Origin of the sequence: Psychrobacter sp. DAB_AL32B (assembly GCF_002224105.1) — a bacterium.
GTDB lineage: Bacteria > Pseudomonadota > Gammaproteobacteria > Pseudomonadales > Moraxellaceae > Psychrobacter.
Genome location: NZ_NEXU01000017.1, coordinates 37,246 through 60,414, shown reverse-complemented (window position 1 = coordinate 60,414; position 23,169 = coordinate 37,246). Strand labels below are relative to the sequence as shown.

21 protein-coding genes are annotated in these 23,169 nt (G+C 43.2%); 16 read left to right on the top strand and 5 right to left on the bottom strand.

Going from position 1 to position 23,169, the window contains the following annotated elements:
• Positions 1-69 precede the first annotated feature (69 nt).
• The 8 genes from CAN34_RS01865 (at position 70) to CAN34_RS01830 (ending at position 10,070) form a co-directional block, all read left to right on the top strand.
• The gene (locus CAN34_RS01865) at positions 70-1,785 is read left to right on the top strand and encodes a hypothetical protein (protein ID WP_089554191.1); all 1,716 of its coding nucleotides are present in this window, start codon (positions 70-72) and stop codon (positions 1,783-1,785) included.
• Positions 1,786-2,022: 237 nt separating this feature from the next.
• Positions 2,023-4,116 (top strand): EAL domain-containing protein, encoded by a 2,094-nt coding sequence (locus CAN34_RS01860; RefSeq protein WP_089554190.1) that lies wholly within the window; start codon positions 2,023-2,025, stop codon positions 4,114-4,116.
• A gap of 223 nt (positions 4,117-4,339) precedes the next feature.
• On the top strand, positions 4,340-4,798 hold the full coding sequence (locus CAN34_RS01855; protein WP_089554189.1) for a cytochrome c family protein: 459 nt from the start codon (positions 4,340-4,342) through the stop codon (positions 4,796-4,798).
• A 44-nt stretch (positions 4,799-4,842) separates the two neighbouring features.
• Positions 4,843-5,802, top strand: a complete 960-nt coding sequence (locus tag CAN34_RS01850) for a MoxR family ATPase (protein WP_089554188.1) — start codon at positions 4,843-4,845, stop codon at positions 5,800-5,802.
• A 33-nt stretch (positions 5,803-5,835) separates the two neighbouring features.
• Positions 5,836-6,885: a hypothetical protein gene (locus CAN34_RS01845; protein WP_089554187.1), complete on the top strand. Its 1,050-nt coding sequence runs from the start codon at positions 5,836-5,838 to the stop codon at positions 6,883-6,885.
• Positions 6,882-9,086, top strand: coding sequence for a DUF3488 and transglutaminase-like domain-containing protein (locus CAN34_RS01840; RefSeq protein ID WP_089554186.1), 2,205 nt, complete (start codon positions 6,882-6,884; stop codon positions 9,084-9,086). The genes CAN34_RS01845 and CAN34_RS01840 overlap by 4 nt, the downstream gene beginning before the upstream one ends.
• Before the next feature lie 120 nt (positions 9,087-9,206).
• A complete protein-coding gene (locus CAN34_RS01835; RefSeq protein WP_089554185.1) occupies positions 9,207-9,626 on the top strand; it encodes a PACE efflux transporter in 420 nt (139 codons plus the stop codon).
• Positions 9,627-9,779: 153 nt separating this feature from the next.
• Positions 9,780-10,070, top strand: coding sequence for a DUF4031 domain-containing protein (locus CAN34_RS01830; RefSeq protein ID WP_089554184.1), 291 nt, complete (start codon positions 9,780-9,782; stop codon positions 10,068-10,070).
• 41 nt (positions 10,071-10,111) lie between these two features.
• On the opposite strand, the gene CAN34_RS01825 is transcribed toward CAN34_RS01830, so the two are convergent.
• A complete protein-coding gene (locus tag CAN34_RS01825; protein WP_089554183.1) occupies positions 10,112-11,026 on the bottom strand; it encodes a LysR family transcriptional regulator in 915 nt (304 codons plus the stop codon).
• Positions 11,027-11,223: 197 nt separating this feature from the next.
• On the opposite strand from CAN34_RS01825, the gene CAN34_RS01820 reads away from it, so the two are divergent.
• Positions 11,224-12,354 (top strand): S-(hydroxymethyl)glutathione dehydrogenase/class III alcohol dehydrogenase, encoded by a 1,131-nt coding sequence (locus CAN34_RS01820; protein WP_089554182.1) that lies wholly within the window; start codon positions 11,224-11,226, stop codon positions 12,352-12,354.
• A 164-nt stretch (positions 12,355-12,518) separates the two neighbouring features.
• Here CAN34_RS01820 and CAN34_RS01815 read toward each other — a convergent pair whose 3' ends face one another.
• Positions 12,519-12,767 carry a DUF2164 domain-containing protein gene (locus CAN34_RS01815; RefSeq protein WP_089554181.1) on the bottom strand — a complete coding sequence of 83 codons (249 nt, stop codon included), beginning with the start codon at positions 12,765-12,767 and terminating at the stop codon, positions 12,519-12,521.
• Positions 12,768-12,794: 27 nt separating this feature from the next.
• On the bottom strand, positions 12,795-13,448 hold the full coding sequence (locus CAN34_RS01810) for a DsbA family protein (RefSeq protein ID WP_089554180.1): 654 nt from the start codon (positions 13,446-13,448) through the stop codon (positions 12,795-12,797).
• A gap of 382 nt (positions 13,449-13,830) precedes the next feature.
• On the opposite strand from CAN34_RS01810, the gene CAN34_RS01805 reads away from it, so the two are divergent.
• The 7 genes from CAN34_RS01805 to CAN34_RS01775 all read left to right on the top strand — a co-directional run bounded on the left by CAN34_RS01805 (position 13,831) and on the right by CAN34_RS01775 (position 21,383).
• Positions 13,831-14,481 (top strand): 2Fe-2S iron-sulfur cluster-binding protein, encoded by a 651-nt coding sequence (locus CAN34_RS01805; protein WP_089554179.1) that lies wholly within the window; start codon positions 13,831-13,833, stop codon positions 14,479-14,481.
• The gene (locus CAN34_RS01800; RefSeq protein ID WP_089554178.1) at positions 14,478-15,470 is read left to right on the top strand and encodes a xanthine dehydrogenase family protein subunit M; all 993 of its coding nucleotides are present in this window, start codon (positions 14,478-14,480) and stop codon (positions 15,468-15,470) included. Before CAN34_RS01805 ends, CAN34_RS01800 begins: the two co-directional genes overlap by 4 nt.
• Positions 15,471-15,472: 2 nt before the next feature.
• Positions 15,473-17,893, top strand: a complete 2,421-nt coding sequence (locus CAN34_RS01795) for a xanthine dehydrogenase family protein molybdopterin-binding subunit (RefSeq protein WP_089554177.1) — start codon at positions 15,473-15,475, stop codon at positions 17,891-17,893.
• A 55-nt stretch (positions 17,894-17,948) separates the two neighbouring features.
• A complete protein-coding gene (locus CAN34_RS01790; RefSeq protein WP_089554176.1) occupies positions 17,949-19,223 on the top strand; it encodes an XdhC family protein in 1,275 nt (424 codons plus the stop codon).
• Complete coding sequence (locus tag CAN34_RS01785; RefSeq protein WP_089554175.1) at positions 19,220-19,978, top strand: NTP transferase domain-containing protein; 759 nt, start codon at positions 19,220-19,222, stop codon at positions 19,976-19,978. Before CAN34_RS01790 ends, CAN34_RS01785 begins: the two co-directional genes overlap by 4 nt.
• 38 nt (positions 19,979-20,016) lie before the next feature.
• Positions 20,017-20,589, top strand: coding sequence for a GNAT family N-acetyltransferase (locus CAN34_RS01780; RefSeq protein ID WP_089554174.1), 573 nt, complete (start codon positions 20,017-20,019; stop codon positions 20,587-20,589).
• A gap of 272 nt (positions 20,590-20,861) precedes the next feature.
• A complete protein-coding gene (locus CAN34_RS01775) occupies positions 20,862-21,383 on the top strand; it encodes an HdeD family acid-resistance protein (RefSeq protein ID WP_089554173.1) in 522 nt (173 codons plus the stop codon).
• A gap of 456 nt (positions 21,384-21,839) precedes the next feature.
• Here CAN34_RS01775 and CAN34_RS01770 read toward each other — a convergent pair whose 3' ends face one another.
• Positions 21,840-22,454, bottom strand: a complete 615-nt coding sequence (locus CAN34_RS01770; RefSeq protein WP_089554172.1) for a hypothetical protein — start codon at positions 22,452-22,454, stop codon at positions 21,840-21,842.
• 53 nt (positions 22,455-22,507) lie between these two features.
• A complete protein-coding gene (locus CAN34_RS01765) occupies positions 22,508-23,125 on the bottom strand; it encodes a hypothetical protein (RefSeq protein WP_089554171.1) in 618 nt (205 codons plus the stop codon).
• Positions 23,126-23,169: the final 44 nt, after the last annotated feature.

Here is a 23,169-nt window from a genome sequence, read left to right as displayed (position 1 = left end):
TTAATATTCATATTTAAGAATGAATCTGTACACACCTATGAATAATTTGTGCAATTACTAAGGATAGTAATGGTAAATTTATCAACGTTCCAAGAGTTTTTAGCAGCTAATACACCCTTGGTGCAGACGTTAAATGACTCTGTGAGCAGCAATGAGCCGCACCTGCGTAAATGGGTGGCACTACTGCCCGCGCAAACAGAAGCGCAGCAAGCAGAGCAAATAGAACGAGTGCTGGCCGAGTTGCGTGTGGCTAATATAGATGATCGGCAACGTTTGACATTAACCAGTATTGTGATTGACGCTGCCAATCAATTGATTGCAACGTTACGCCAGTATTATATCTATGAGACAAAAGCTTTTAATGTCGCTCAACTTGGTTATGTTGCTCAAGTTAAGTCGCTGTATTATTTAATAGTTATGGCGTTCAACGGTATCATACATCGGGAAACTGCTTTTTTAAATGACAAGCAGCAGCAACCTTCAAGCAGTCTTTGGCAGCGCTATTTTACCAGCGAAAGATCGTCGCCTATCACCTTAGCTATTGCCATTTATCAAACGCTACTGATGTATCAAAAATTGCTGTTTGAAGATGCACTGTGCTATCAACAGCCATTGCCATATATATGGTCTAACATAAATCAGCTATACCGCGTGGCTTATCAGCAGCAGGCAGTTGATACCGATTTGAGTGTCCATATTGTGACTAATCGCGCTGATACTGTCCATCAATTATATTGTCAAATATGCTTGCACAGCTTATTAAATGTACGAGCGATGCGTCGGCCTCATGTTTTATTGGTACAGCGTTTACTACCGCAGTGGAATGAACATCTGGTCGCAACCATAGAGCCGCGTACGGCAACACGAGTGTTTGTAAATTTGTATAGTAAAGAGCCGCCGACTTATTTGACTGCCCATTCTAGTATTAACCCTTACGACGCGCATCATGCGTGCTTGTTTATAGAACTTGCGCCTATGATTAGCTATTTAAAATCGCGTATTGAAGAATTAAGCGATGTAGGTAGAGTCGGGGTGGAGTATTGTTTAACTAATCATATCTCGATGGCGTTAAGCTATCGTTATATTCAACCAAAGCTCACGCTACCTATTAAATATAGTGCAAAACAAAATGCGCAGGTAATGACTGGGTTTAATGAGATTCATTACCGTATTAGTAACGCACAGAGCCTAACAAGCCTGATTGAAGCTAAAACGCTGCCAAAACATCAGCAGCCTCGCTATGATACTTTGCCGAAAAAGCAATCTGCCAGTAAAGAGGTGGCGGTCGAAATTTTTGATCGTGATAATGAGTTGTCGCACTTTCGTACGCTACGCCTGCTATCTGATTCAGATGAGCCGAATTTTAGTGATGAAAATGACATGCTTGTTTCTATCACACCGCCACCATTACGACTAATGAGTCTTTTTCTATTATGTCGTCCTGATATTTCTAACTCTCCTAATTGGTCAGTTGGGGTCGTGCGCTGGCTCACTTTGGATACCGAAAAACCCGAGCTGGAATGGCAAGTCCTTGGGCACAAGCTCATCGCCTGCGGGATTCGTCTACAGGATAGAGGGGCTCGCAGTCGGCATTTTGTGCCAGCGTTCATCGTCGGAGGCGATGAGTGTCTACAAACTGCTGATAGTTTATTATTACCGACCTCTCGTTTCCAGACGGGTGATAAAGTGACGATGCGTATCAATGATAAACAAAAATCTTTGCGCTTAATACGCAGCTTAATGACGACTGATGAGTTTAGTCAATACGAAGTGGTGCAAGCTTAATTGATATAAATTTCATCGCTACCAATGTGCAGGTATAAGTATAGGCGCGACCATATAAATTTAACTGGCGCTTTAAAGCATCATCATTGATTCATATTATTTAATAATTGCCATTGTAAGTTAAGCAGCAGTCGGTTAAATTATTGTTTATAATGGCGACGCTGTTGTTCTTTTGTGTATTGGCTGCCGCCATGCGACGACCCATTAAATCATTTTATCAGATTAAAAAGGCTTTCTATGCGTACTCAGTCCATCTTAAACTTATTGGTTATCGATGACGACCAGCTTTATGCTGAGCGACTCGTACACTTGTTAGGTTCGTACTATGACAGTGTAAACTTAGGTTTTTTGGATGATAAAGACGAGTTGTTAAAATCGCTGCGACAGTCATGGGATGTGTTGGTTTTTGGTCAAGCGTACGATATGAGCTTTACTGATGTGGTTGGCATTATCCAAGAACAAAGTATTGATTTACCTTTAATTTGCTTGATGAACAAAGAAACGGCAGCCACCGCGCATAATGAGGAAGGGCTTCCTGCTGTCGTGAGTGGCACGATGGTCAAAGCACTTTGCGTTAACCAAGAGATGCCTGTCGTCATGGCAATTTGTTTGCAGCATGATAATTTACGTAGTCGCCGCCAACTTAAAGCCTTGCGTCATGTGCTGTCTGAGGCAGAGCAACGGGCAAATGTACTGATTAAAAACTCCAAAAGTGCAGTCGCTTATATCGATCAAGGTATTCATATTTTCGCCAATGATCCGTATCTGCAGTTATTTGGTTTTGAGGCAATGAACGACATCATTGGCATACCTATTATTGATTTGATTGCAGGTGGCGACAACGTCAAAGGCTTTAAACAGTTTTTACGTCAATTTGATAAAGGCAGCCGTAAAGACGTAGAGTTTAATTTTGAGAGTCGGCGTACTGACGGTAGTACGTTTGAAGCAAAGCTACAGTTGGCCGTCGCGACACTAGATGGCGAACCGGTTACCCAGATTATCATTCAACAAAATCACAGTAACAGCGCTGACGTTGCCAAACGTTTGGCTGAGGCTGAGCGTAAAGACAGTTTAACAGGCATTGATAACCGCCGCGGCTTTGAAGAGCAGCTGACAGAATTATATCAGCAAGCAAGACTGGGCTCTTTGACGGCGGGTCTTTTATATGTTCAGCTCGATAATATTGGTAAAATTAGAAGCAGCCTGGGTCTGCAAGGCATTGATAGCACGGTTAAACAAGTCGCTCAAGCGTTAGATGAGCTCGTGGCAGATGGTCATGTGAGTCGTTTTAGTGATACCGCATTTACCATCTTAGTAGAAAATCGAACAACGGCAGAGCTTGAACAGCTGGCTGAACAAATTGGTTTGAATATCAGTAAGATGTTTATCGAAGTTGATAAGCGTACAACCAATACTACGGCAAGTATTGCTATCGTTAAAATTGAAAAAAACACCCCTGAGCCAAGAGTATTGCTTGAGCGTGCGATGGATGCCATCAGTCAAATTATGATTGAGACATCCAATCATGGTGGCAAGTATCATCTGTACGATGCTAGCGAACACGCCAATAGTGACGATCATGCGCTTGCAGAATCTCTGGTCGATGCGATCACCAATAATCGCTTTGAGTTGTTATTCCAGCCAATATATGACATTAATAATGATCGTAGCGACTTATTTGAAGTTTATCTACAGCTACCACTGGCCGATGCGGACAATACCGTATTGACTCCCGACCAGTTTATGGCGGTTGCCAAATCCCACGAACTGCTTGAAAAAATTGACCGCTGGATACTGATTAACGCCTGTAAAAAAATCAATGAAGTACGTAAATCACATCCTGAAGCGCGGTTGCTAGTACAGTTGACCAGTGCTTCCTTGATTGATAAAAAGCTACCCAGTGTCGCCAGTCAGTTGATCAATGCAGTCGGTGGTAAAGCTGGCGCCTTGACGTTACAGTTCAATGAAAAAGATATCGCCGATCATTTAACGGTGGCGAAATCTCAGTTTTCAGCGCTCAACCAAGTGAGCTGTCAACTTGGTATCAATAATTTTGGCTCATCTGCGAAGTCGATTGAGCTTGCCAATTTTGTGCAGCCCGATATGGTGCGCTTAGCCCGTAGCTATGTAGAAGGAATTGATGCAGCAGACAATCTAGAAACGGTCAAATCGCTTATCGTCCGCACCAATGAGATTAAAGTCGATGTATTAATGCCTTATATTGAGGATGCTGCGACCATGTCCGTTGCATGGAGTGTGGGTGCGCGCTACCTGCAAGGCTATTATCTAGAAATGCCTAGTAATACCATAAAAGTATCTAGCGAGACTTAAGCTTAAGACCGTTTATACCAGCAGCACAGCTTCGCTTTTAAAGTGAATTGACTGTCGCTTTTTAAATATTAATAAACCGTTTTTTTATCTTATTTTATTCTCATGAGCAATAATTCATTTATTGTCTACGTACGGCTATGTATGTCCATCACTATTTGCATTGCATTATAGTTGATGTGGACGCATACATAGCCAATGCCCCTCAATTAAAGATTACAACAACATGTCTATGGTTAATAAATATCAATTGGGCGGTATATTTGCCGCTGTTTTAATGCTTGCTGCTTGTGAGCGTACGCCTCCTGATTATCGTGCGCCTGTTACGCTGCCACTATATACAGAAGGTGATGCTGATAACGGCGCTCTAATATATAAAGACGCTTGCAGTCAGTGTCATCAGCTGAACCCAGGTCTGAATAAAAAAGGCCCACAGCTGATGAATATTTATGGTGCACAAGCGGCGGAGCTAGCAGATTATACTTATAGTGAAGGCTTGCAAACCTCAGGTTGGGTATGGGATGCTAAGACACTTGACCCGTATATCGCCGATGCTGAAAAAACCATGCCAGATTCAAAGATGCTAGCAGATCCTATGCCTGATGCTAAAGAGCGTGCTGATGTGATTGCTTATTTGTCCACCCTTCGGGCTGCAGCGCCGGTAGTTGAAGATAATGCAAATTAACTTCCCACCATGATCCCTCTAAAAAAATGAGCCAGTAACTTACCATGACCCATGCAGCTACCGACTATCGGCATAATCAGCAAAAAATCGCCCAGTTAATGGCACAATTAAATCAAATCGTGCTGGATAAACCACAGGTGGTCAAGCTTGCGCTCAGTGGCATCTTCGCTGGTGGGCATTTACTGTTACAAGATTTGCCGGGTATGGGTAAAACCACCTTGGCGCAAGGATTGGCACAGTTATTGGGGCTAAGCTTTAGCCGAATACAATTTACCAATGATATGCTGCCTGCAGATATTTTAGGTATGAGTATCTACGATCAAAGCAAGCTGCAGTTTGAGTTTCGTCGCGGTCCTATTTTCACTCAGCTGTTGCTTGCCGATGAGATCAATCGCTCTAGTCCTAAGACGCAAAGTGCTTTACTCGAAGCAATGGAGGAGCGGCAGGTGACCCAAGATGGGCAAACCTACCCATTACCGCAGCCGTTCTTTGTGATAGCGACCCAAAATCCATTGCAACAAGCAGGTGTATATCCCCTTCCTGAGTCGCAGTTAGATCGATTCTTATTATGTTTGTCGCTCGGTTATCCATCGCCTGCGGCAGAGCGCGAACTCTTAAAAGGTCGGGATCGTCGCGAGTTGCTAAAAGAGTTGGATGCGGTGCTTGATACAGAGGCGGTTTTATTAGCCCAGCAAGGGGTCAAGCAAGTTTATGTCGCGGATGTGGTTTTAGACTATCTGCAAAGACTGGTCGCAAAAACACGAGCAAGCCACGAGTACCATGGTCTATCACCGCGTGGTGTATTGTCGTTACAGCGTGCCGCACAGGCTTATGCTTATGTATCGGGGCACATGGAGATGACTCCTGAAGATGTCCAAGCAGTATTTGCCGCGGTCACGGACCACCGTCTTGGTCAGCGCTTTGTACCAGCGCATATAACTGGTGGACAAGCAACGCAGACTATCGCACAACGTATTTTGGCTGAAGTGGCGGTATACCAATGATATTTTCGATTCTATGGTAAGGATAGGGTAGTTATGAGCCTTTTACCAAAAGCTTTTACCGTAGCAGTCACTTCAGCAGTTAGCCATTGGTTTGCTTCGCGCGCGCCCAAAAGTGACAGCGCCAAACTCAATTTGCGTAATGTTTATATCTTTTTTAGCCGTGAGGGTATGCTGTTTGCGGTGCTATTAATCATTACTTTTATTGCTGGTATCAACTATGGCAATAACTTGGTATTGGGCTTATGTTTTTATCTCATCAGTATTTGGCTCATCAGTTTTCATGTGACCTTTGCCCATATCTCAGGGCTACAAGTACGCCTGCTGGAAGTGACGATGGTAGAAGCGGGCGCTCCTGTTTGGGTTACCTTGCAACTAAATAGTGAGAGCCGACAACCAAGGCGGCAGCTGTTGTTTAGCTTTGAGCAGCCTGACAAAAAAATTGACCAAAAAACGAATAAGAAAGCTAATAAAAAAGTCAAAGCTAGCGCTGACGGTCACTATTCATTACTGGTGACACGGCTACAAGGTGAGCATGTTATTCACCTTCCCGTTCAAACCTATAATCGCGGTCAGCTTGAATTACCACGCCTAAAAATAAAAACAGTTTATCCTCTAGGTATTATGCGTGCATGGTCTTATGTCTATTTTTCGCGTACCGCTTGGGTTTATCCTAAGCCGGAAGTATTTGACTGGCAAGACCAGTATTCAACCGTAAGCTTAGAGGATTTGCCATTAGGCGGGCAGTATCGTCAAGGCCAAGATGATTTTGAACGGCTCGATAATTATATCGAAGGTGAGTCGCTGGCACGGGTATCTTGGGGTCATGTAGCGAGAGGTCAGGGAATGTTTACCAAGCATTTTGCGGATCCTGTCGGTCATGAGCAAACCTTGGATTATGCCGATATGCCAGCGGCACATCATGAGCAGAAGCTTGCGCAATTAGCGTATGGTGCGATGACACTGGGTCAACTAGGGGTGCCATTTAAAATGCGCTTAGCTAATGAGGCGCCGTCTGCTGCAGCGATGGGCGAAGGCGATGGTTTTGCACAAGCTTGCTTATTAAGATTGGCAAAAGCACCATGAATGACACTCAACACTTAACCAAAAACTCCTCTAAGAAGCCATCTATACAAGCGTCTATGGAAGCATCTACAGCCAGCTTTGAGCGCTTAGCATTGGGTCAAAATGTCAATGCTCATACGGGTATGGATGCCGATAATAAATGGTATCGTAAGCTATTGGCACTGCCAGCCTATTATTGGGTGTTAATCACTCAAATTATCGTTATTTTACCTCATGCTGCGCATTTGCCATTATGGTTAATGGGTTTTGCTGTTGTTAGTATTACTGCTCAGCTGCCGCGTATTAAAGCGAAGTTCAAAAAAGGTCGTCATTTAAAACGTGTTTATCAAGGCATGCAAATGCTTGGTTTCTTATTAGGGCTAGCAGGTCTGTGGCTGACTTATAATACGGCGTTTGGACTCGATATGGGCGTGGCGTTTTTAGTACTATGTCTTGTTAGTAAGCTGTGGGAATTGTACAAACGCCGTGATGCGTATGTGGTACTCAACTTATCGTTGTTTGTACTGGCGGCGCTGTTCCTGATGGATCAAGGTATTGTCACAACGCTAGAGGTAATGGTGGGGGTGGTCATTGTATTATTGGCGTTTATTGCGCTAAATGACGATGGCAATACTCGCGGTGATGGCCGTCTGCGTACCTTAGGGATGTTAGGTATTGGAGCGTTGCCGTTGTTGGTAGTGCTGTTTTTATTCTTCCCGCGCTTGCCACCGCTATGGTCAGTACAGTTATCTGGGCAGCAAGCGACCACTGGTGTTTCTGACAGCATGTCCCCCGGCGACTTTGCTAATTTGGGACAGTCAACCGAACTGGCTTTTCGCGTAGAGTTTAAAGACAATCGACCACCGCAGCAGCAACTGTATTGGCGTGGCTTAGTGTTTAGTGACTTCGATGGGGTTACTTGGCGTCCTAGCCCTCAGCAACGACAATGGCGACCTGAACTACAAACGCCGGTTTGGATCGAAAATGCATTTGCCACTGTTCCTGATGAGGCGAAAGCTACCCCTAATAGCTATCAGATTATCTTAGAGCCTACGCAGCAAAACTGGCTATTTGGACTTGATTACCCTTTTGCCCAGCAGCAAGATGTCAGTATTACCTCAGACTTTACCTTATTAAAAGATCAGCCTGTTACCCAGCAGCTGCGCTACGATGTATTGCAATTTGCGCCCATGTATATCGACCCTATTTTGAATGATGAGTCGCGGCGTCTAAATCTTGAATTTCCCAAAGATGGCAACCCCCAAGCACGAGCGCTGGCTCAGCAGCTTTTTGCACAATCAGGCTCAGACCCAGTTCGTTATATGGTGGCTATCGAGCGCTGGATTAATCAAACGGACTTTCGCTATACATTGTCGCCGCCACGGTTGAATACTAACCGTATTGACGAGTTTCTATTTAAGACCAAAGCAGGGTTTTGTGAGCATTATTCTTCAAGCTTTACCTTTATGCTACGGGCAGCGGGTATTCCTGCGCGAGTAGTGGCGGGCTATCAAGGCGGCGAGCTGAGTCGTAGCGGTAATGTCTGGGAAGTACGACAGATGGATGCGCACGCTTGGACGGAAGTTTGGCTTGAGGGTCAAGGTTGGGTGCGTGTTGACCCGACTGCGTTTGTAGCGCCTGAGCGGGTAGAACAAGGCATGGATGCACTGACACAAGCGCAAGGGGCAGCCATGTTTGGTAATGGCACTAGTGCACAAATCAGCTATCAGCAGTATCAAATGTTACAAACCTTACGGCGCTTATCAGACCAAGCCAGTTATTATTGGCAAAAAGACGTCGTCGGCTACGATCAGGACAAGCAAGCAGCCTCGCTATTAAAGTGGTTTAATATCCGATCAATCATGCAGCAAATTACTTGGTTAGCGATAAGTGCTATTACGGTCATGGCTATTTTAGTATTTATTATTTGGCAACGTCGCCGCAAACGCTGGCATCCAGCAGACTTGCCACTTGCGCAATTATCAAAGCGTATTGGCAAAAGTGATAAATCATTAGCGCGCACAGAAAATGAAGGACAGTTAGCATGGCTTGAGCGCTTGGCAGAAGCTATCGATTCGAAAGTTGCTCAAGCAAAAATTGTGCAAATTCAACAAGACTATCGCCAGCTACGCTATGGACGCTTAAGCACACTTGAAACTCGTGATAGTGAGTACCAAAAATTGCTCAAACAGCTAAAGAAAAATGTGCGTGAATTACTTTAATGGCAGTTATTGAAAGTCTTAGCCAGTAAAAACAGAACATAATGGCACGTAAATAATGTGAGTGATATAGAGTATTCAAGAAATAAAGTAAGTCGATAAACAAATCAATTAGGAAGTTTCATGCGTAACAAAAAAGACCGGATTCGCCACGCCTTAGGGTTTGAGATTATAGGTCTGCTTATCTTTGCCCCCCTAGCAAGCTTAGTATTTGGTTTTGAGCTACATCTGATGGGAGTTATGGCGTTGGTCGGCTCTATCGTCGCCACATTTTGGAACTACTTTTATAATATTTTGTTTGACCGTGCCATGCTCAGGTTACGCGGTGCGGTGCAAAAAACAGTTCTGATACGCGTGCTACATGCGTTGTTATTTGAAGGTGGATTGTTATTATTGTTTCTACCCGTCATCGCCTGGTATTTAAATATCAGCCTTTGGGAAGCGTTTAAGATGGATATCGCGATGGCGACTTTTTATCTCATCTATGCCTTTATCTACAACTGGGTTTATGACAAAGTATTTCCTATTCCTAAAAGCAGTTAGCACTCTAGATTAAAAATAACATTTATAGTAATAATGATTGTTTAATCAGCAATCTTCCTTTACTAAGGCTACATTGATGAGCTAGCCATCAATGTATTAGAGTAAATAGAATGTTTTAGAGGGTTTTATAGAAGGAATAAAAGGAGCTGCTATATGGCGATATATGTAGATTTTATGCAGATAGAATTTAAAGGCTATAAGTGGTGCCATATGCTAGCGGATACTTTGCAAGAGCTGCATGAGTTTGCGGCGTTGATTGATGTAGATGAGCGCTTATTCCATCGAAACGCCAGCTATCCTCACTATGACGTCACGGTACAAATGCGCGAAACAGCGATCGAACACGGTGCTATCCCTGCCAATCGTAAAAAGATTATCGAGTGTGCAAAGAAGTTGAAAGTAGAGTTATATGAACAAATAGCGCTGTCCGACTTTTCTAAGTAAAGACTTAAATTAACGGATAAAAACGCTTTGTTCGTACTGCATTAATCCAAACGCTCTGCTAGATAATCGACAAGCAGTCTAATCTTTGGCGATAAATGACGGTTATGCGGATAGATAGCCCAAATACCTTCTTCAGGTTCTCTATATTTGTCCAATAAGCTAATGAGCTGACCGGATTCTAAGTGTTTTTTGACATAATAATCCGGTAACTGCACAATACCTAGACCTTTTAAAGCCGCATCGACTAGGCTATAACCACTGTTATATTGCACCGTCCCCGAAACTCGCAGGTTTCTTTCTTTAGACGCTCTTTGAGCATATTTCCTAGTAACGTTTTTACTCGCTTCTTTATCAGTTTCGATAAAGTGCCAATAATCACGCGTGCCAAGTAAGCAGTTATGTTGACTCAGTTCGCTCAAAGAATGAGGTATGCCGTATTTATTCAAATAAGCAGGCGCTGCACAGACAAAGTTGGTGCGATGGCTGAGTTTTTTTGCCATCATCGTTGAGTCGCTTAATTTACCAATACGAATTGCTAAATCATAACCACCTTCAATCAAGTCAATCTTTTGATTGCTTAAAAAAGCCGTCACTTCGATATCGCTATATTGCACCATAAAATCATTGATCAGCGGCAACAATTGCTGCTCGCCATAAGTCACAGGCGCGGTCAGTTTAATCCTACCTTGCGGTTTTGATTGTAAATTGCTGACAGCTTGTTCGGCGGCATCTAAGCCATCGAGCACCCCGCGACAATGCTGATAAAACACACATCCTTCTTCGGTGAGCGATACTTTGCGCGTTGTGCGATAGAGTAGTTTAATATTAAGTCGCTTCTCTAAAGCGCTAATTTGACGACTGACTTGTGCGGTAGAAATGCCCAATTCTTTTGCGGCGCGCGTAAAGCTCTCATATTCTGCCACGTAAACGAACTCGCTAATCCCATCCCAGCGCATGATTATTACCAGTGTGTAAAAGATATTTGCAAATATAGCATATTGTTATCCTTATAGAAAAAACTATAATGGTCAGCATAAAATTAAATATTTTACAGACTGCTACAACTGTCGCTTGCCTCCATTCGGCAAGCAAGATAAGCTGAAGAGGTCTGTGTTTAATAACCAATAAAATACATTAAAAAAGAGAGATAACGATGTCAGATAAATTTATTAAATCTAAAGCCGCCATTGCTTGGGGTCCAAACCAGCCACTGTCTATCGAAGAAGTGGATGTTATGTTGCCACGTAAAGGCGAAGTATTGGTAAAAATTATAGCCAGTGGTGTTTGTCATACCGATGCTTTTACCTTATCCGGTGAAGATCCAGAAGGCGTATTCCCAGCAATTTTGGGTCATGAAGGCGGCGGTATCGTTGAGCAAATTGGCGAAGGCGTGACCAGTGTGCAGGTTGGCGATCATGTTATCCCTTTATACACGGCAGAATGTGGCGTCTGTAAAATGTGTACTTCAGGCAAAACCAACTTGTGCTCTGCCGTACGCGAGACCCAAGGTAAAGGCTTAATGCCAGATGGCACCACCCGTTTTTATAAAGATGGTCAGCCAATTTACCATTATATGGGCTGCTCAACTTTCTCTGAATATACCGTTTTGCCAGAAATTTCTTTAGCGAAAGTTAATAAAGAAGCGCCGTTAGAAGAAGTTTGCTTACTTGGTTGCGGCGTCACTACGGGTATGGGCGCTGTCATGAATACTGCAAAAGTCGAAGAGGGTGCGACCGTTGCTATCTTTGGTTTAGGCGGTATTGGTCTATCAGCAGTCATCGGTGCAGCGATGGCAAAAGCCAGCCGTATCATTGCCATTGATATTAATGAAAGCAAGTTTGAGCTGGCAAGAAAGCTTGGCGCGACTGATTGCATCAATCCAAAAGATTATGACCAACCCATTCAAGATGTCATCGTTGAATTGACCGATGGCGGTGTTGATTATTCTTTTGAATGTATCGGTAACGTCGATGTCATGCGTTCAGCGCTTGAGTGCTGCCATAAAGGTTGGGGTGAGTCGGTCATCATCGGTGTTGCCGGTGCTGGACAAGAGATTTCTACTCGTCCATTCCAGCTAGTGACCGGTCGCGTCTGGCGCGGTTCGGCATTTGGTGGTGTAAAAGGTCGCAGCGAGCTGCCAGGCTATGTTGAGCGTTATCTTGCTGGTGAAATTCCACTACAAGACTTTATTACCCACACTATGCCATTGGAAGATATCAACGAAGCTTTCGACTTAATGCACAAAGGCGAGAGTATCCGTACGGTTATTCACTTTGATGCTTAAGCTATAATACTCATTATTAGTTTTTTAAATATAAAAATGCTGCGCCTAATGGACGCAGCATTTTGTATTTTAGCAGAGTCATTTTAAAAGTTGAGCTGAAAAGGCAGCTTTAATATATTTATTATGATGCCAAAATTTTGAGGAAATCACCTTAGCAATATGTTCTAGTCTTTTTTAAAACTATGCATATCTTCTAAAATGGCTGTAAACCTATCGTATAACCAAGGTTCATTATCATCAATCATTTGATTGTATAAATGCGGGCCTATCTTTTCGATAATAAAATCCAATAAGAACTTAGCTGGTAGATTACCGATATCGACATCGAATTCATCACTCATATAAACCCTCAATTCGTCTAAAACGAGGGCTTCCGCCTCATCTGACAATGTCATCAGTTTATCTTTGCTCATATAAATAATCCTACTAAAAATATTGATTTAATCTTGCATACTGGCTAATTGCTCTAAAATATTGACATAATTGTCTACGCCTTGCGCGCCGCTAACCAAGTGCTGCTCATTAAAAATGATTGCAGGGACGCTTTGAACACCTTGCCGCTGCCAATGCTGCTCTACCTCACGTACATCATTGGCAAAGCGTTGGTCTTCTAAAACTGCTAGTGCTTCCTCGCGATTCAGCCCAATCTCTGCTGCGATATCCGCAAGTACCGTGATATCAGAGAGGTTTCTATTATCGGTAAAGTGCGCGGTAAATAACGCCTGCTTTAACTCATGCATGCGCCCTTGCTGCTCAGCCCAATGCAAAAGCTGATGCAGATTAAAGGTATTGTGCATACGCAGCTCATCAGTAAAATTAAAATCAAAGCCGACATCAGAACCTACCTTTGTTATTTGGGCGCGGCTGGCGTCTGACTCCGCTTTACTTGAGCCATATTTTTCTGTGATATGTTCACGCATGTTTTGACCATCGCTTGGCATATTAGGGTTTAGCTCAAACGGATGCCAGTGTATCTCATGGGCAGTATTGGTCTGCTCTAGTGCTGCTGCCAGTTGGCGATAGCCGACAACACACCAAGGGCAAACCACGTCTGATACGATATCTATACGTAGTGGTTTTTTTAACTGATTCATATTTTTCTACCTAATTTATTATTTATGTTTTATCTATTCGAATTTTTTCTGTTTAAATTTTGACGTCTCTAGTCTTAGACTTTATCAATCAATACTCATTCAATACGATCTAAGTCAATAAAGGCTAAGCCAATCAATACTAAGAGAAAGGTAGAGCGATTACAATGTGCTCTAAGTTACCAATGCACTGTGCCTTTAATTATTATCAATATGACTCAAAAGAAATTTTTATAAACCTAGGTCTGGTTAAAAAACTACCCTGCAATGACTACAAAGTAAAAACAAATTGACATTTTTAATAAGACATAATAAATCGGTTAGCGCTATTTTAACGGGCGTTTATTTTATCTCTTTTATGTTTTTCTGCCAGCGAGAAGCCAGCATGTCTACTTTGACGTTATCAATTAATAAGCAGGATTATCAGCTCGATAATCTCGATCCGCGCACAACATTGCTCGATGTCTGTCGTCAGCATCTACAAATTACTGGCCCCAAAAAAGGCTGCGATCACGGTCAATGCGGTGCTTGTACCATGCTCATTAATGGGCGACGAGTTAACGCTTGCCTAACCCTTGCGGTCATGCATGACGGTGATGAGATTACGACGATCGAAGGGATTGGCTTGCCGGAATCGCTTTCAGAATTACAACAAGCCTTTAAAGACCACGATGCTTTCCAGTGCGGTTACTGTACGCCTGGGCAAATATGTTCGGCGACTGCTTTGATAGAGGAGATTAAACAAAACTGGCCAAGCTATGTGACGACCGATTTGCAAAATCCTGATGGTCTGTTGGTACAAGAAATCTCTGAGCGTATGAGCGGTAATATTTGTCGCTGTTCTGCCTATCCAAATATTATTAATGCTATCTCGCAGGTTTTGGAGAATGAGATAAAAGGTAAAACTGCTTCGAAAGCGACGATAACGAAAGGTTCGGATGTCAGCGGTATTTGGTCGCCGCCGCCTAGTGAAGCGCAGCTCAGCAAGCCGTCGCAAAATAAAGCCAGTATGACTGTAGCAGGAGATCGTTCATGAAACGCTTTGAATATATCCGTGCTGATGCACCCGAACACGCCGCGATTTCGGCCAGTCCAAAAGAGGCTTCGTTTATTGCAGGTGGCACCAATTTATTAGATTTAATGAAGCTAGAGATTGAAACCCCTATCAAGCTGGTCGATGTGACTCGCTTAGAACTACAGCAAGTAGAAACGACTAATGACGGTGGGCTACGTATCGGTACGCTGGTAACTAATAGCGATTTGGCAGCGCATCCGCAAGTGATTGCCAATTATCCGATATTATCACGAGCGATACTGGCTGGCGCGACTGGGCAACTGCGTAATAAAGCCACCACGGGCGGCAATTTTTTACAGCGTACCCGTTGCTATTACTTTTATCAGACTGACAGTCCGTGTAACAAGCGCGACCCCGGCACTGGCTGTCCAGCTATCAATGGCGAGAACCGCACCCTTGCCATATTGGGTACTAGCGACGCTTGTATTGCTCAGCACCCCTCCGATATGGCTGTTGCGATGCGTTTACTCGATGCGACCATTGAAACGATTAAAGCGGATGGTAGTAAACGCAAAATTGCGATCAAAGACTTTTATTGCCTGCCAAAAGACACGCCTAATATCGAAACTGTTTTAGAGTCTGGCGAGCTTATTACGTATGTGGTCCTGCCAGCGCCTATAAAAGGCAGCCACACTTATGACAAAGTTCGCGACCGCGCCTCTTATGCTTTTGCATTGATATCGTGCGCTGCCGTGATAAATGTTAATGATAAAGGTGATTTAGAAACAGTACGTTTGGCGTTTGGCGGTATTGGCACTCAGCCGTGGCGTAATGAAGCGGTTGAAGCCTTATTAACGGATACTAAAGGCAATAACGATACTATTGAGCAGGCAGCAGATTTATTACTAAAAGAAGCCAAAGGTCATGGGCAAAACGACTTCAAAATACCACTGACACGCCGTTTATTAAAACAAGTTATTCAGCGCGCCTTAGCGGGCGAGGGAGCATAATCATGTCATTATTGGACTCAGTACTTCCATCAGAACCTACCAAAAAAATGATGATGAATGAGCCTGTCGAAACCTTGTTCAACAAAACGGCAAGTAATTTGGTGGGCAAACCCATTAACCGTGTCGACGGTTCGTTAAAGGTCAGCGGACAAGCGCCTTATTCAGCAGAAATACATCGAGAAAATCAAGTTTATGGTGTGTTAGTCAGTGCCAAGATTGCCAAAGGTTGGATTGAGAATATCGATAGTAGCGCTTTAGACGATATTCCTGGCATTATCAAAGTGGTGACTGATCCCAAGCACTTTTTGCGTAATGCTCAGCAAGGCGGCGAAACCAAAGCCCCAACACAGGGCGTTAGTGAGATTTTTTATCATGGTCAGCCGATTGCCGTGGTAGTTGCTGAAACCTTTGAAGCAGCGACAGAAGGCGCGAATGCTCTTAAGGTCAGTTATAAAGATGAGACTGAGCAAGCGGCCTTAAATTTTACCAAAGAGCTTACTAATGCTCATGATATTGATGAGAAAAAAGGCTCAGATAAAAATGCGATAAACGGTGACCCAGAGCAAGGACTGGCTGATTCAGCCGTTACCCTTGATCGCTTTTATCATACCCCAAGCCAAAGTAATTCTCCTATGGAACCACATGCTACTTTGGCTTATTGGGAAGATGATAAGCTCATCATGTACACATCAAACCAAATGATTGCTCCTTGCAAACAGCAAGTTATGGACGCCTTAGACTTGAATAAGGACCAAGTACAACTTATTTCTTATTATGTCGGTGGCGGCTTTGGCAGTAAGCTCGGTATTGCCCCTGAATCAATTGCGGCCGCTATTTCTGCAAAAGAGTTGGGTCGCCCTGTGCTAATTAGTATGACCCGTCCGCAAGTCATGGAAGCAACAGTAAGACGCTCAAATACCCGTCAGCGTATCGCGATTGGCTGTGATAAAGACGGCATTATCAATACCATGATTCACGATACCATTACCAGTAATTTACCGGGTGAGGCGTTTTTTGAACCAACGGCTTTGTCTACTAAGTATTTATACCGTGGCGAAAACCGCCGCGTCAATTATAAAAAAGTAGACATGAACCAAGTACTCTCAGGCTCTATGCGCGCTCCTGGTGAAGCAGTGGGCATGATTGCGGTTGAATGTGCAATGGATGAATTAGCCTCGCAATTGGATATCGATCCCATTGAGCTGCGCCGCCGCAATGAGCCTGAGCAAGACCCGAGCCAAGATATTCCGTTTTCGACGCGCCAGCTCATTGCTTGTATGGAACAAGGGGCAGAGCAGTTTGGTTGGGATAAACGTAATGCTAAGCCTGCTAGCCAGTTAGAAGGAGATTGGTGGATTGGCACAGGAATGGCAGCATCTGCTCGTGGTAACCAGTTGAAACCTTCGGAAGCACGGGCAACCCTGCAAGTAGATAGATCAAAAGAGCTTGGCATCAAAGCTATTATCGAAACTGATATGACAGATATTGGTACTGGCTCTTATACGGTGTTTTCTCAGGTAGCGGCTGATTTGTTGGGCTTACCGATAGATCATATCGAGATGAAGTTGGGCGATAGTGAACTGCCGCCTGCTTCAGGTTCGGGTGGTAGTGTGGGCGCAGCAAGTGCTGGTAGTGGTGTTTATTTAGCTTGTGAGCAACTGCGTGAAATGCTGGCAGACAAAGTCGGTCTTTATCCCGATACCATTCAGCTTGATAATGGGCAAATCAAGCAAGCAGGCGAGCACAATCCTAGCGTGACAGAAGCTGCTATTGAGAGCGTTAAAAATAAAGCTGAAGACTTAAAAGATAAAGTCGCTGAAAAAACTGGTTTACCCTTACCAACAGCAACAGATAAAAAGTTCGATTTTACCAATTTTCACTCTTATGCCTTAGCCGACGTCGTCGCTGATTATGATGAGCAAAAAATTAGCGCTAAAGGACAAATCAAACCCGGTAAAAATGGTAAAAGCCATCGCCAAGCATCTTTTGGTGCTAACTTCGCAGAAGTAGCAGTGCATAGAGTCACCGGTGAGATTCGAGTCAAACGAATGACCGGCGCATTCGCCGCTGGGCGTATTCTTAATCATAAAACGGCCACCTCACAGTGCTACGGCGGTATGGTGTTTGGCATTGGTTCAGCTTTGATGGAAGAGGTTATCCATGATAAGCGTGACGGTCGCTTATGTAATCATGACCTTGCTGAATATCATATTCCAGTCAATGCTGATGTACCCCAATTAAAAGTGATATTAGTTGAAGAAGACGACCCTTATACCAACCCAATGCATATCAAAGGAATAGGCGAGACTGCAATATCAGGCGCGGCTGCGGCTATCGCCAATGCTATCTATAATGCAGTTGGGGTTCGTGTTTATGATTTTCCTATCACGCTTGATAAGCTGTTATATGAGCTGCCAGAGTAGGTTTTATAAACTGATGATTATGGATACAAATAGTCGATAGTATATAAGAGGAATTATGAATCAGGTCGCTGATATTCTTAAGCTAGCAAGTGCCGCGCAGGAGCAAAACGTTGACGCGGTGCTGGCGACAGTGGTGCGTACCGAAGGCTCGGCATATCGCCGTGCGGGCGCGATGATGCTTATTTGTGCAGATGGACGCTCAGTTGGCATGATTAGTGGCGGTTGCCTTGAGCCGCATATTATAAAACGCGCCTTTTGGTTGACTCGCAATGGTGCAAATGTGCAGGTTTACCAAACGGGTGACGAACAGGCGGATGAAGACCATGAAATTGAAGAGCATGAACTTAGTGGTAATAGTTATTTAGACAATGAGCTAAATTTTGGTTTAGGCTGTAATGGAAAGATACACGTATTATTTGAGCGTTTAAAAGCTGCGCTACCATTCCTAGATATTATCCGCCGCGTTCGTCGTACTCAGCAGCCAGCAATGATAGCTACTTTAATTCGTTCGAATAGCAATGATATTAGACCGTTACCAGCTGGTATACGAGTTGATATAGAGACTTATATTAATAGCGGAAAACTCACTATTATTAAGGATGATAGTATTTCTAATCAAGCTTTGATGGAGGCTTCAAGTACGGTTACTGATGTGCTTAGAGATACAGTTGAAGCGCTATCAAAGCATGAGGTTTCTGATAAAAATACTGAATACGTTATCTTGAAAAATGGTGGTTTAACGGCAGAGTGGCTGCTACAGCGCTTACAACCACAAGTACGTTTGCTTATTTGCGGTGCCGGTAACGATGTGATGCCACTTGTGACCATGGCAAAGCTGCAAGACTGGCATGTCACTATCATCGATAGCCGCGCACAATATGCATCTCGTCTACGCTTTCCTCAAGCTGATATCGTAATGCCACTGTCATTAGATGATCACGAACAATTGCTTAAACTGAGTGATAATGCAGCGGTAGCTTTGATGTCACATAGTCTTACTCAAGATCGTGCTCGTCTTTCAGTATTATTGGAGCATTCGACCCATTATAAATACCTTGGTCAATTAGGTCCGCGTTATCGTACTGAACGCCTAATTAATGAGATTAATGCCGTCAAAAAAAATCCTACTGCCTTAAAGGATGGTATTAGCAAACTACACTATCCGATTGGTTATAAGTTAGGTGGAGACGGACCTGAAGCATTGGCACTTGGGATCATGGCAGAAATAAATGCAGTCATGCATCATAAAACATCGCCAGCAGACTTTTCAGCTGATGAACTTTCAGATACAGTAGCCATAAGTAATGCTGCAACGCTGAGCTGCGTATGAATAAATCGTCGGTAATTGAAGCTAACATGCAACAGCGAAACGATGTAAAGCAGCCACGCCACGCCATTATTATTCTAGCAAGTGGACTCAGTAGTCGCCTTGGTAAAGCTAAGCAACTACTTTGCAAAAATAGCGAACCTTTAATCAGTCATATGCTTAAATTGGCATTGAGCACTCAGCCACAAACTATCATCGTTGTCATTCCTAGAGAAAATCTGTGCATTGCTAATGCGATTGAACCATTGGCTGCTCAGAATACAGTGATTCATACGGTCATTAATCCTACGCCTGAAACAGGTATGGCACAGAGCTTGCATTTAGGTATCGATGCATTAACTGACCTTGATAATCGTCTTTTAAATCGAGTATTAATCATGGGGATTGACCAAGTACTCTTAGATCAGCAGCATTTAACCGCATTACTAGCAGGTAAGCAGGCTGTGGTGGCAAGCAGCTATAGTGGCGATAATGACTGGCAGCACTTTGATAAGGTGCCACTAGATAAAATGCCAATAGATAAAACGACACGCACTGAATCGCCTAAAAAAAATATCATCGGCGTGCCTTTGGTGATTAATTATGAGCTACTTAAACAGTGGCAGTCAGAATTAGTTGGTGATAAGGGGCTGCGTCATCTCATTCGAGGATTGTCACCCAAACAAATACAGGTAGTTATCAATCATCAGCTCAATTATGATATCGATACGCCTGAGCAACTTGTTTATGCTCAACAACAGGGCTGGCTTGATAAATAATAGTGATGAGTACTTTAATGAGCGCTATCGAGTATTAAATGACATGCTATATAGAAACAGAGCGTCTTTATCTTAGACAGTGGCAGCCAAGCGATTTTGCAATATTTGCTGAGATGAACGCCGATCCAGAAGTGATGAAGTATTTCCCCAATTTATTATCAGCTACCGTGAGTGATATCATTGCGACTAAATGCCAGCAGCTGATTAAAGATAACGGTTGGGGGTTTTGGGCCCTAAGTTTAAAAGACTGTTCAGAAAAGAGTGATGCCTTTATCGGTTTTGTCGGCTTGAATCAGACACATGCCGATATGTCTTTTGCACCTTGTGTCGAGATTGCTTGGCGACTGCGCAAAGAATTTTGGGGGCGAGGCTATGCTACTGAAGCCGCTCGTGCGTCTTTGGATTTTGCCTTTGCTGAGCTGGCACTTGATGAGGTAGTTGCATTTACTGCTGTGATTAATCAGCGCTCACAACTTATTATGGAGTGTATCGGCATGACTGATACGCAGGACAATTTTTACCATCCTGCGCTTAATCCAGATCATCCGCTTGCTGAGCATGTCTTGTATAAAATTACTCAGCAGCAGTGGAATAGTATTAATAAAGAGTAGAGTAATGGGGTTTATAGATAATCGATATAAGTAAGTGATAAGAAGAATAAAAATGATAGGTAATCTCAAACTCAAATAAACAAGTGAATAATTAGACATCATAGCAGAGCGAGCCTGAAGCTAAATAAATAGTTAGCAGGCTTATCAATACAATACAACGCCTAAGCTATTATATTAACAGGACTACTTGAATATACTACTAGTGTCATACAAGATAGAAAATACGCTACGATATAATCTGCTTTTTATTAAATGTAAATTAAGGTCGTTTTATGAGTCGTACATTGTGGCTGGTGGTTGGTATTATCAGTATTCTTGGCGGTATATTTGCGTTTTTTAATCCTCTTAGCGCCACTTTCGCTGCTGAACAGTTAGCAGGGTTTACCTTCCTTCTCGTCGGTATTTTACAGTTCATCGCACTATTTCGTGCGCATAGTACGACTGGTAAAGTACTTGCTGCCATCGGTGGTGTACTAGGTATATTGATAGGTGTTGAGCTACTACAAAACCCGTTGCAAGGCATATTAACTTTGACGATGGTGATTGCTATTTTGTTTATGGCAACAGGTATTGTTAGAGTCGTTGTTGCTTTTGGGCTACGCAAGACAGTGGCTTTCATACCCTTATTAATCTCAGGACTTATCTCGATTGCTTTAGCTATTATGATATTTATCGGCTATCCGCTGTCAGCGACCTATATCCTTGGTGTACTATTGGCAGTTGAGCTGATCTCTAATGGCATATCACTCATCATGTATTCACGTGTACAGCCGCTTTTGGTTCGAAACATGTAGGCTTCAGTGATAGCCAATTCAATATAAAAGAGGCACGTTAAAAATAGCATTATACTGGGATAAATTTTCCTCGCTTGCTGTGCGCTTCGCACTCCAGAGGCTTCGCAAGATTTATCCCAGTAGCACTGTATTCTTTTTAAGTTGAATCGACTATATAAAAAATATTAAAAGGCTCCGTAAAATGGGGTCTTTTTTTTGCTTATACGTTACTAATAAAGCTTCAATTTCATTAATACATTTTTTAATCTCATAAAAAATGCGCCTATTATTTATAATAAGGCGCATTTAATATAGTCAGGTCTAAATAAAAAAGTGTCATTTATCTTAACGTGCTACTGCTATAAATTTTTCTTGCTTGCTGTTCGCAGGCGTGACAGAGGCTGCGAAAAATTCATAGCAGTAGCACTTTATAGTTTTTAAATAGAATCGACTATAATTTGGATTCTTCGGTTTTATTTAACTCAGAAATCTAAGCCCAGAAGTTTTTAATGCCCAGACCAGCTCAACAAAGGCGCGATTATTGGTCAAAGGTTCGCCATCAATGATGAGCACGTAGCCTGAACCATCAATCCATAAGAACACAAAGCTGGTCTCAGGAATCAACAAATCAACTTGCTGAAAGAATGAGATAGCTTGGCTTTCTACGGCCCAGCCGCGTTGTTTTTGGCGTAGCATAAAGCCCGAAAAGTCAGCAGCAGCCACACTAAGCATGTCTGCTTCTTCTTGGCTATAGCCTATCCGCGCTAGACAAAACCCTTCATCAGAGCCGATCGCTGCACGGCGTTTACCGGACAAGCTTGATACTACATAAGGTAAAAACTGGTCTAATGGCAAGTTGGGAGCGGGCAAGAATAGCGACAGCTTCTCGATCCAGCCGTGTTCTAAAAAGCTATCTAACCACTCATCAGAATAGCGTTCGAGCCAGTCAGCGGCTAGCAAAGTTTCGCTATAGGACAATAAATCTTGTAATGATAGCTGTTCAGCAGTCGGCTCACTCTGTGAAAATGCCTCAAAAATACCGGCTGGAGTCAGGGTCAGATACGTTTTATCAGCGTTTAAATAAGAGGACATAACAGCTACCATTCAAATAAAGTTTTATGAGTCGTTTTAACAAAAGAGCAAATCTAAGCTTTAGTGGTTTGATCAAGTTTTTGTTGACAGTTATTCCAGCGATCATCGAATTGCCAGTCACTTTTGCCCAAGCGAAACCAAACCAAGGAAAATGCCAGACGGTCGTTGCGAGCAATACAATGGGCGAAGAACTCACTTTCGATTTGTTCTATCGTATCCCAGTCTTGATTGTCGCGTGCTAGCATAAGCTCGGCGGTGATATCTTTAGCGATTTCTTTGGCATCATCACTACTGATGCGTAAGCGCTGTGTTTGTTCGTTCAGTGAAGGCGATACCAGTACGCTCCAGCGGGTCGCCAGCATACTGTTTTTCTGAATATAGCTTTTTTTATCGATACAGTCGCGAAAGCCTTGTTCGACATGAGGCAGTAGACGACCTTGCAAGCGCGTAAACATGTTGGTGACATCGTAAGGGATATCATACCAGCAACCATAAAAGAAATCCGCGATGGCACCTTGTAGCGGCTCTTTTTCGTTTAATAACAGTGCTGCGTTGATACGTTGTTCGTGAAAATGGCGATTGTTTGGTGCCAAAAATATCTTACGCGAGTAGAGACGATATACGCCACGCGCGGCCATTTCACTTTCTTTGATAAGGTCTAAATCAGACATAATAGTGTCCTGTCAGTCATAGCCAATATGGTAGCGCAATAGGC

Coding starts and splice junctions, on each gene's coding strand:
- CAN34_RS01835 (WP_089554185.1), top strand. CDS start 9,207: ATGCGTAACAAAAAAGACCGGATTCGCCACGCCTTAGGGTTTGAGATT.
- CAN34_RS01810 (WP_089554180.1), bottom strand. CDS start 13,448: ATGAATCAGTTAAAAAAACCACTACGTATAGATATCGTATCAGACGTG.
- CAN34_RS01865 (WP_089554191.1), top strand. CDS start 70: ATGGTAAATTTATCAACGTTCCAAGAGTTTTTAGCAGCTAATACACCC.
- CAN34_RS01860 (WP_089554190.1), top strand. CDS start 2,023: ATGCGTACTCAGTCCATCTTAAACTTATTGGTTATCGATGACGACCAG.
- CAN34_RS01785 (WP_089554175.1), top strand. CDS start 19,220: ATGAATAAATCGTCGGTAATTGAAGCTAACATGCAACAGCGAAACGAT.
- CAN34_RS01815 (WP_089554181.1), bottom strand. CDS start 12,767: ATGAGCAAAGATAAACTGATGACATTGTCAGATGAGGCGGAAGCCCTC.
- CAN34_RS01770 (WP_089554172.1), bottom strand. CDS start 22,454: ATGTCCTCTTATTTAAACGCTGATAAAACGTATCTGACCCTGACTCCA.
- CAN34_RS01855 (WP_089554189.1), top strand. CDS start 4,340: ATGTCTATGGTTAATAAATATCAATTGGGCGGTATATTTGCCGCTGTT.
- CAN34_RS01790 (WP_089554176.1), top strand. CDS start 17,949: ATGAATCAGGTCGCTGATATTCTTAAGCTAGCAAGTGCCGCGCAGGAG.
- CAN34_RS01830 (WP_089554184.1), top strand. CDS start 9,780: ATGGCGATATATGTAGATTTTATGCAGATAGAATTTAAAGGCTATAAG.
- CAN34_RS01840 (WP_089554186.1), top strand. CDS start 6,882: ATGAATGACACTCAACACTTAACCAAAAACTCCTCTAAGAAGCCATCT.
- CAN34_RS01800 (WP_089554178.1), top strand. CDS start 14,478: ATGAAACGCTTTGAATATATCCGTGCTGATGCACCCGAACACGCCGCG.
- CAN34_RS01850 (WP_089554188.1), top strand. CDS start 4,843: ATGACCCATGCAGCTACCGACTATCGGCATAATCAGCAAAAAATCGCC.
- CAN34_RS01795 (WP_089554177.1), top strand. CDS start 15,473: ATGTCATTATTGGACTCAGTACTTCCATCAGAACCTACCAAAAAAATG.
- CAN34_RS01775 (WP_089554173.1), top strand. CDS start 20,862: ATGAGTCGTACATTGTGGCTGGTGGTTGGTATTATCAGTATTCTTGGC.
- CAN34_RS01820 (WP_089554182.1), top strand. CDS start 11,224: ATGTCAGATAAATTTATTAAATCTAAAGCCGCCATTGCTTGGGGTCCA.
- CAN34_RS01845 (WP_089554187.1), top strand. CDS start 5,836: ATGAGCCTTTTACCAAAAGCTTTTACCGTAGCAGTCACTTCAGCAGTT.
- CAN34_RS01765 (WP_089554171.1), bottom strand. CDS start 23,125: ATGTCTGATTTAGACCTTATCAAAGAAAGTGAAATGGCCGCGCGTGGC.
- CAN34_RS01780 (WP_089554174.1), top strand. CDS start 20,017: ATGACATGCTATATAGAAACAGAGCGTCTTTATCTTAGACAGTGGCAG.
- CAN34_RS01825 (WP_089554183.1), bottom strand. CDS start 11,026: ATGCGCTGGGATGGGATTAGCGAGTTCGTTTACGTGGCAGAATATGAG.
- CAN34_RS01805 (WP_089554179.1), top strand. CDS start 13,831: ATGTCTACTTTGACGTTATCAATTAATAAGCAGGATTATCAGCTCGAT.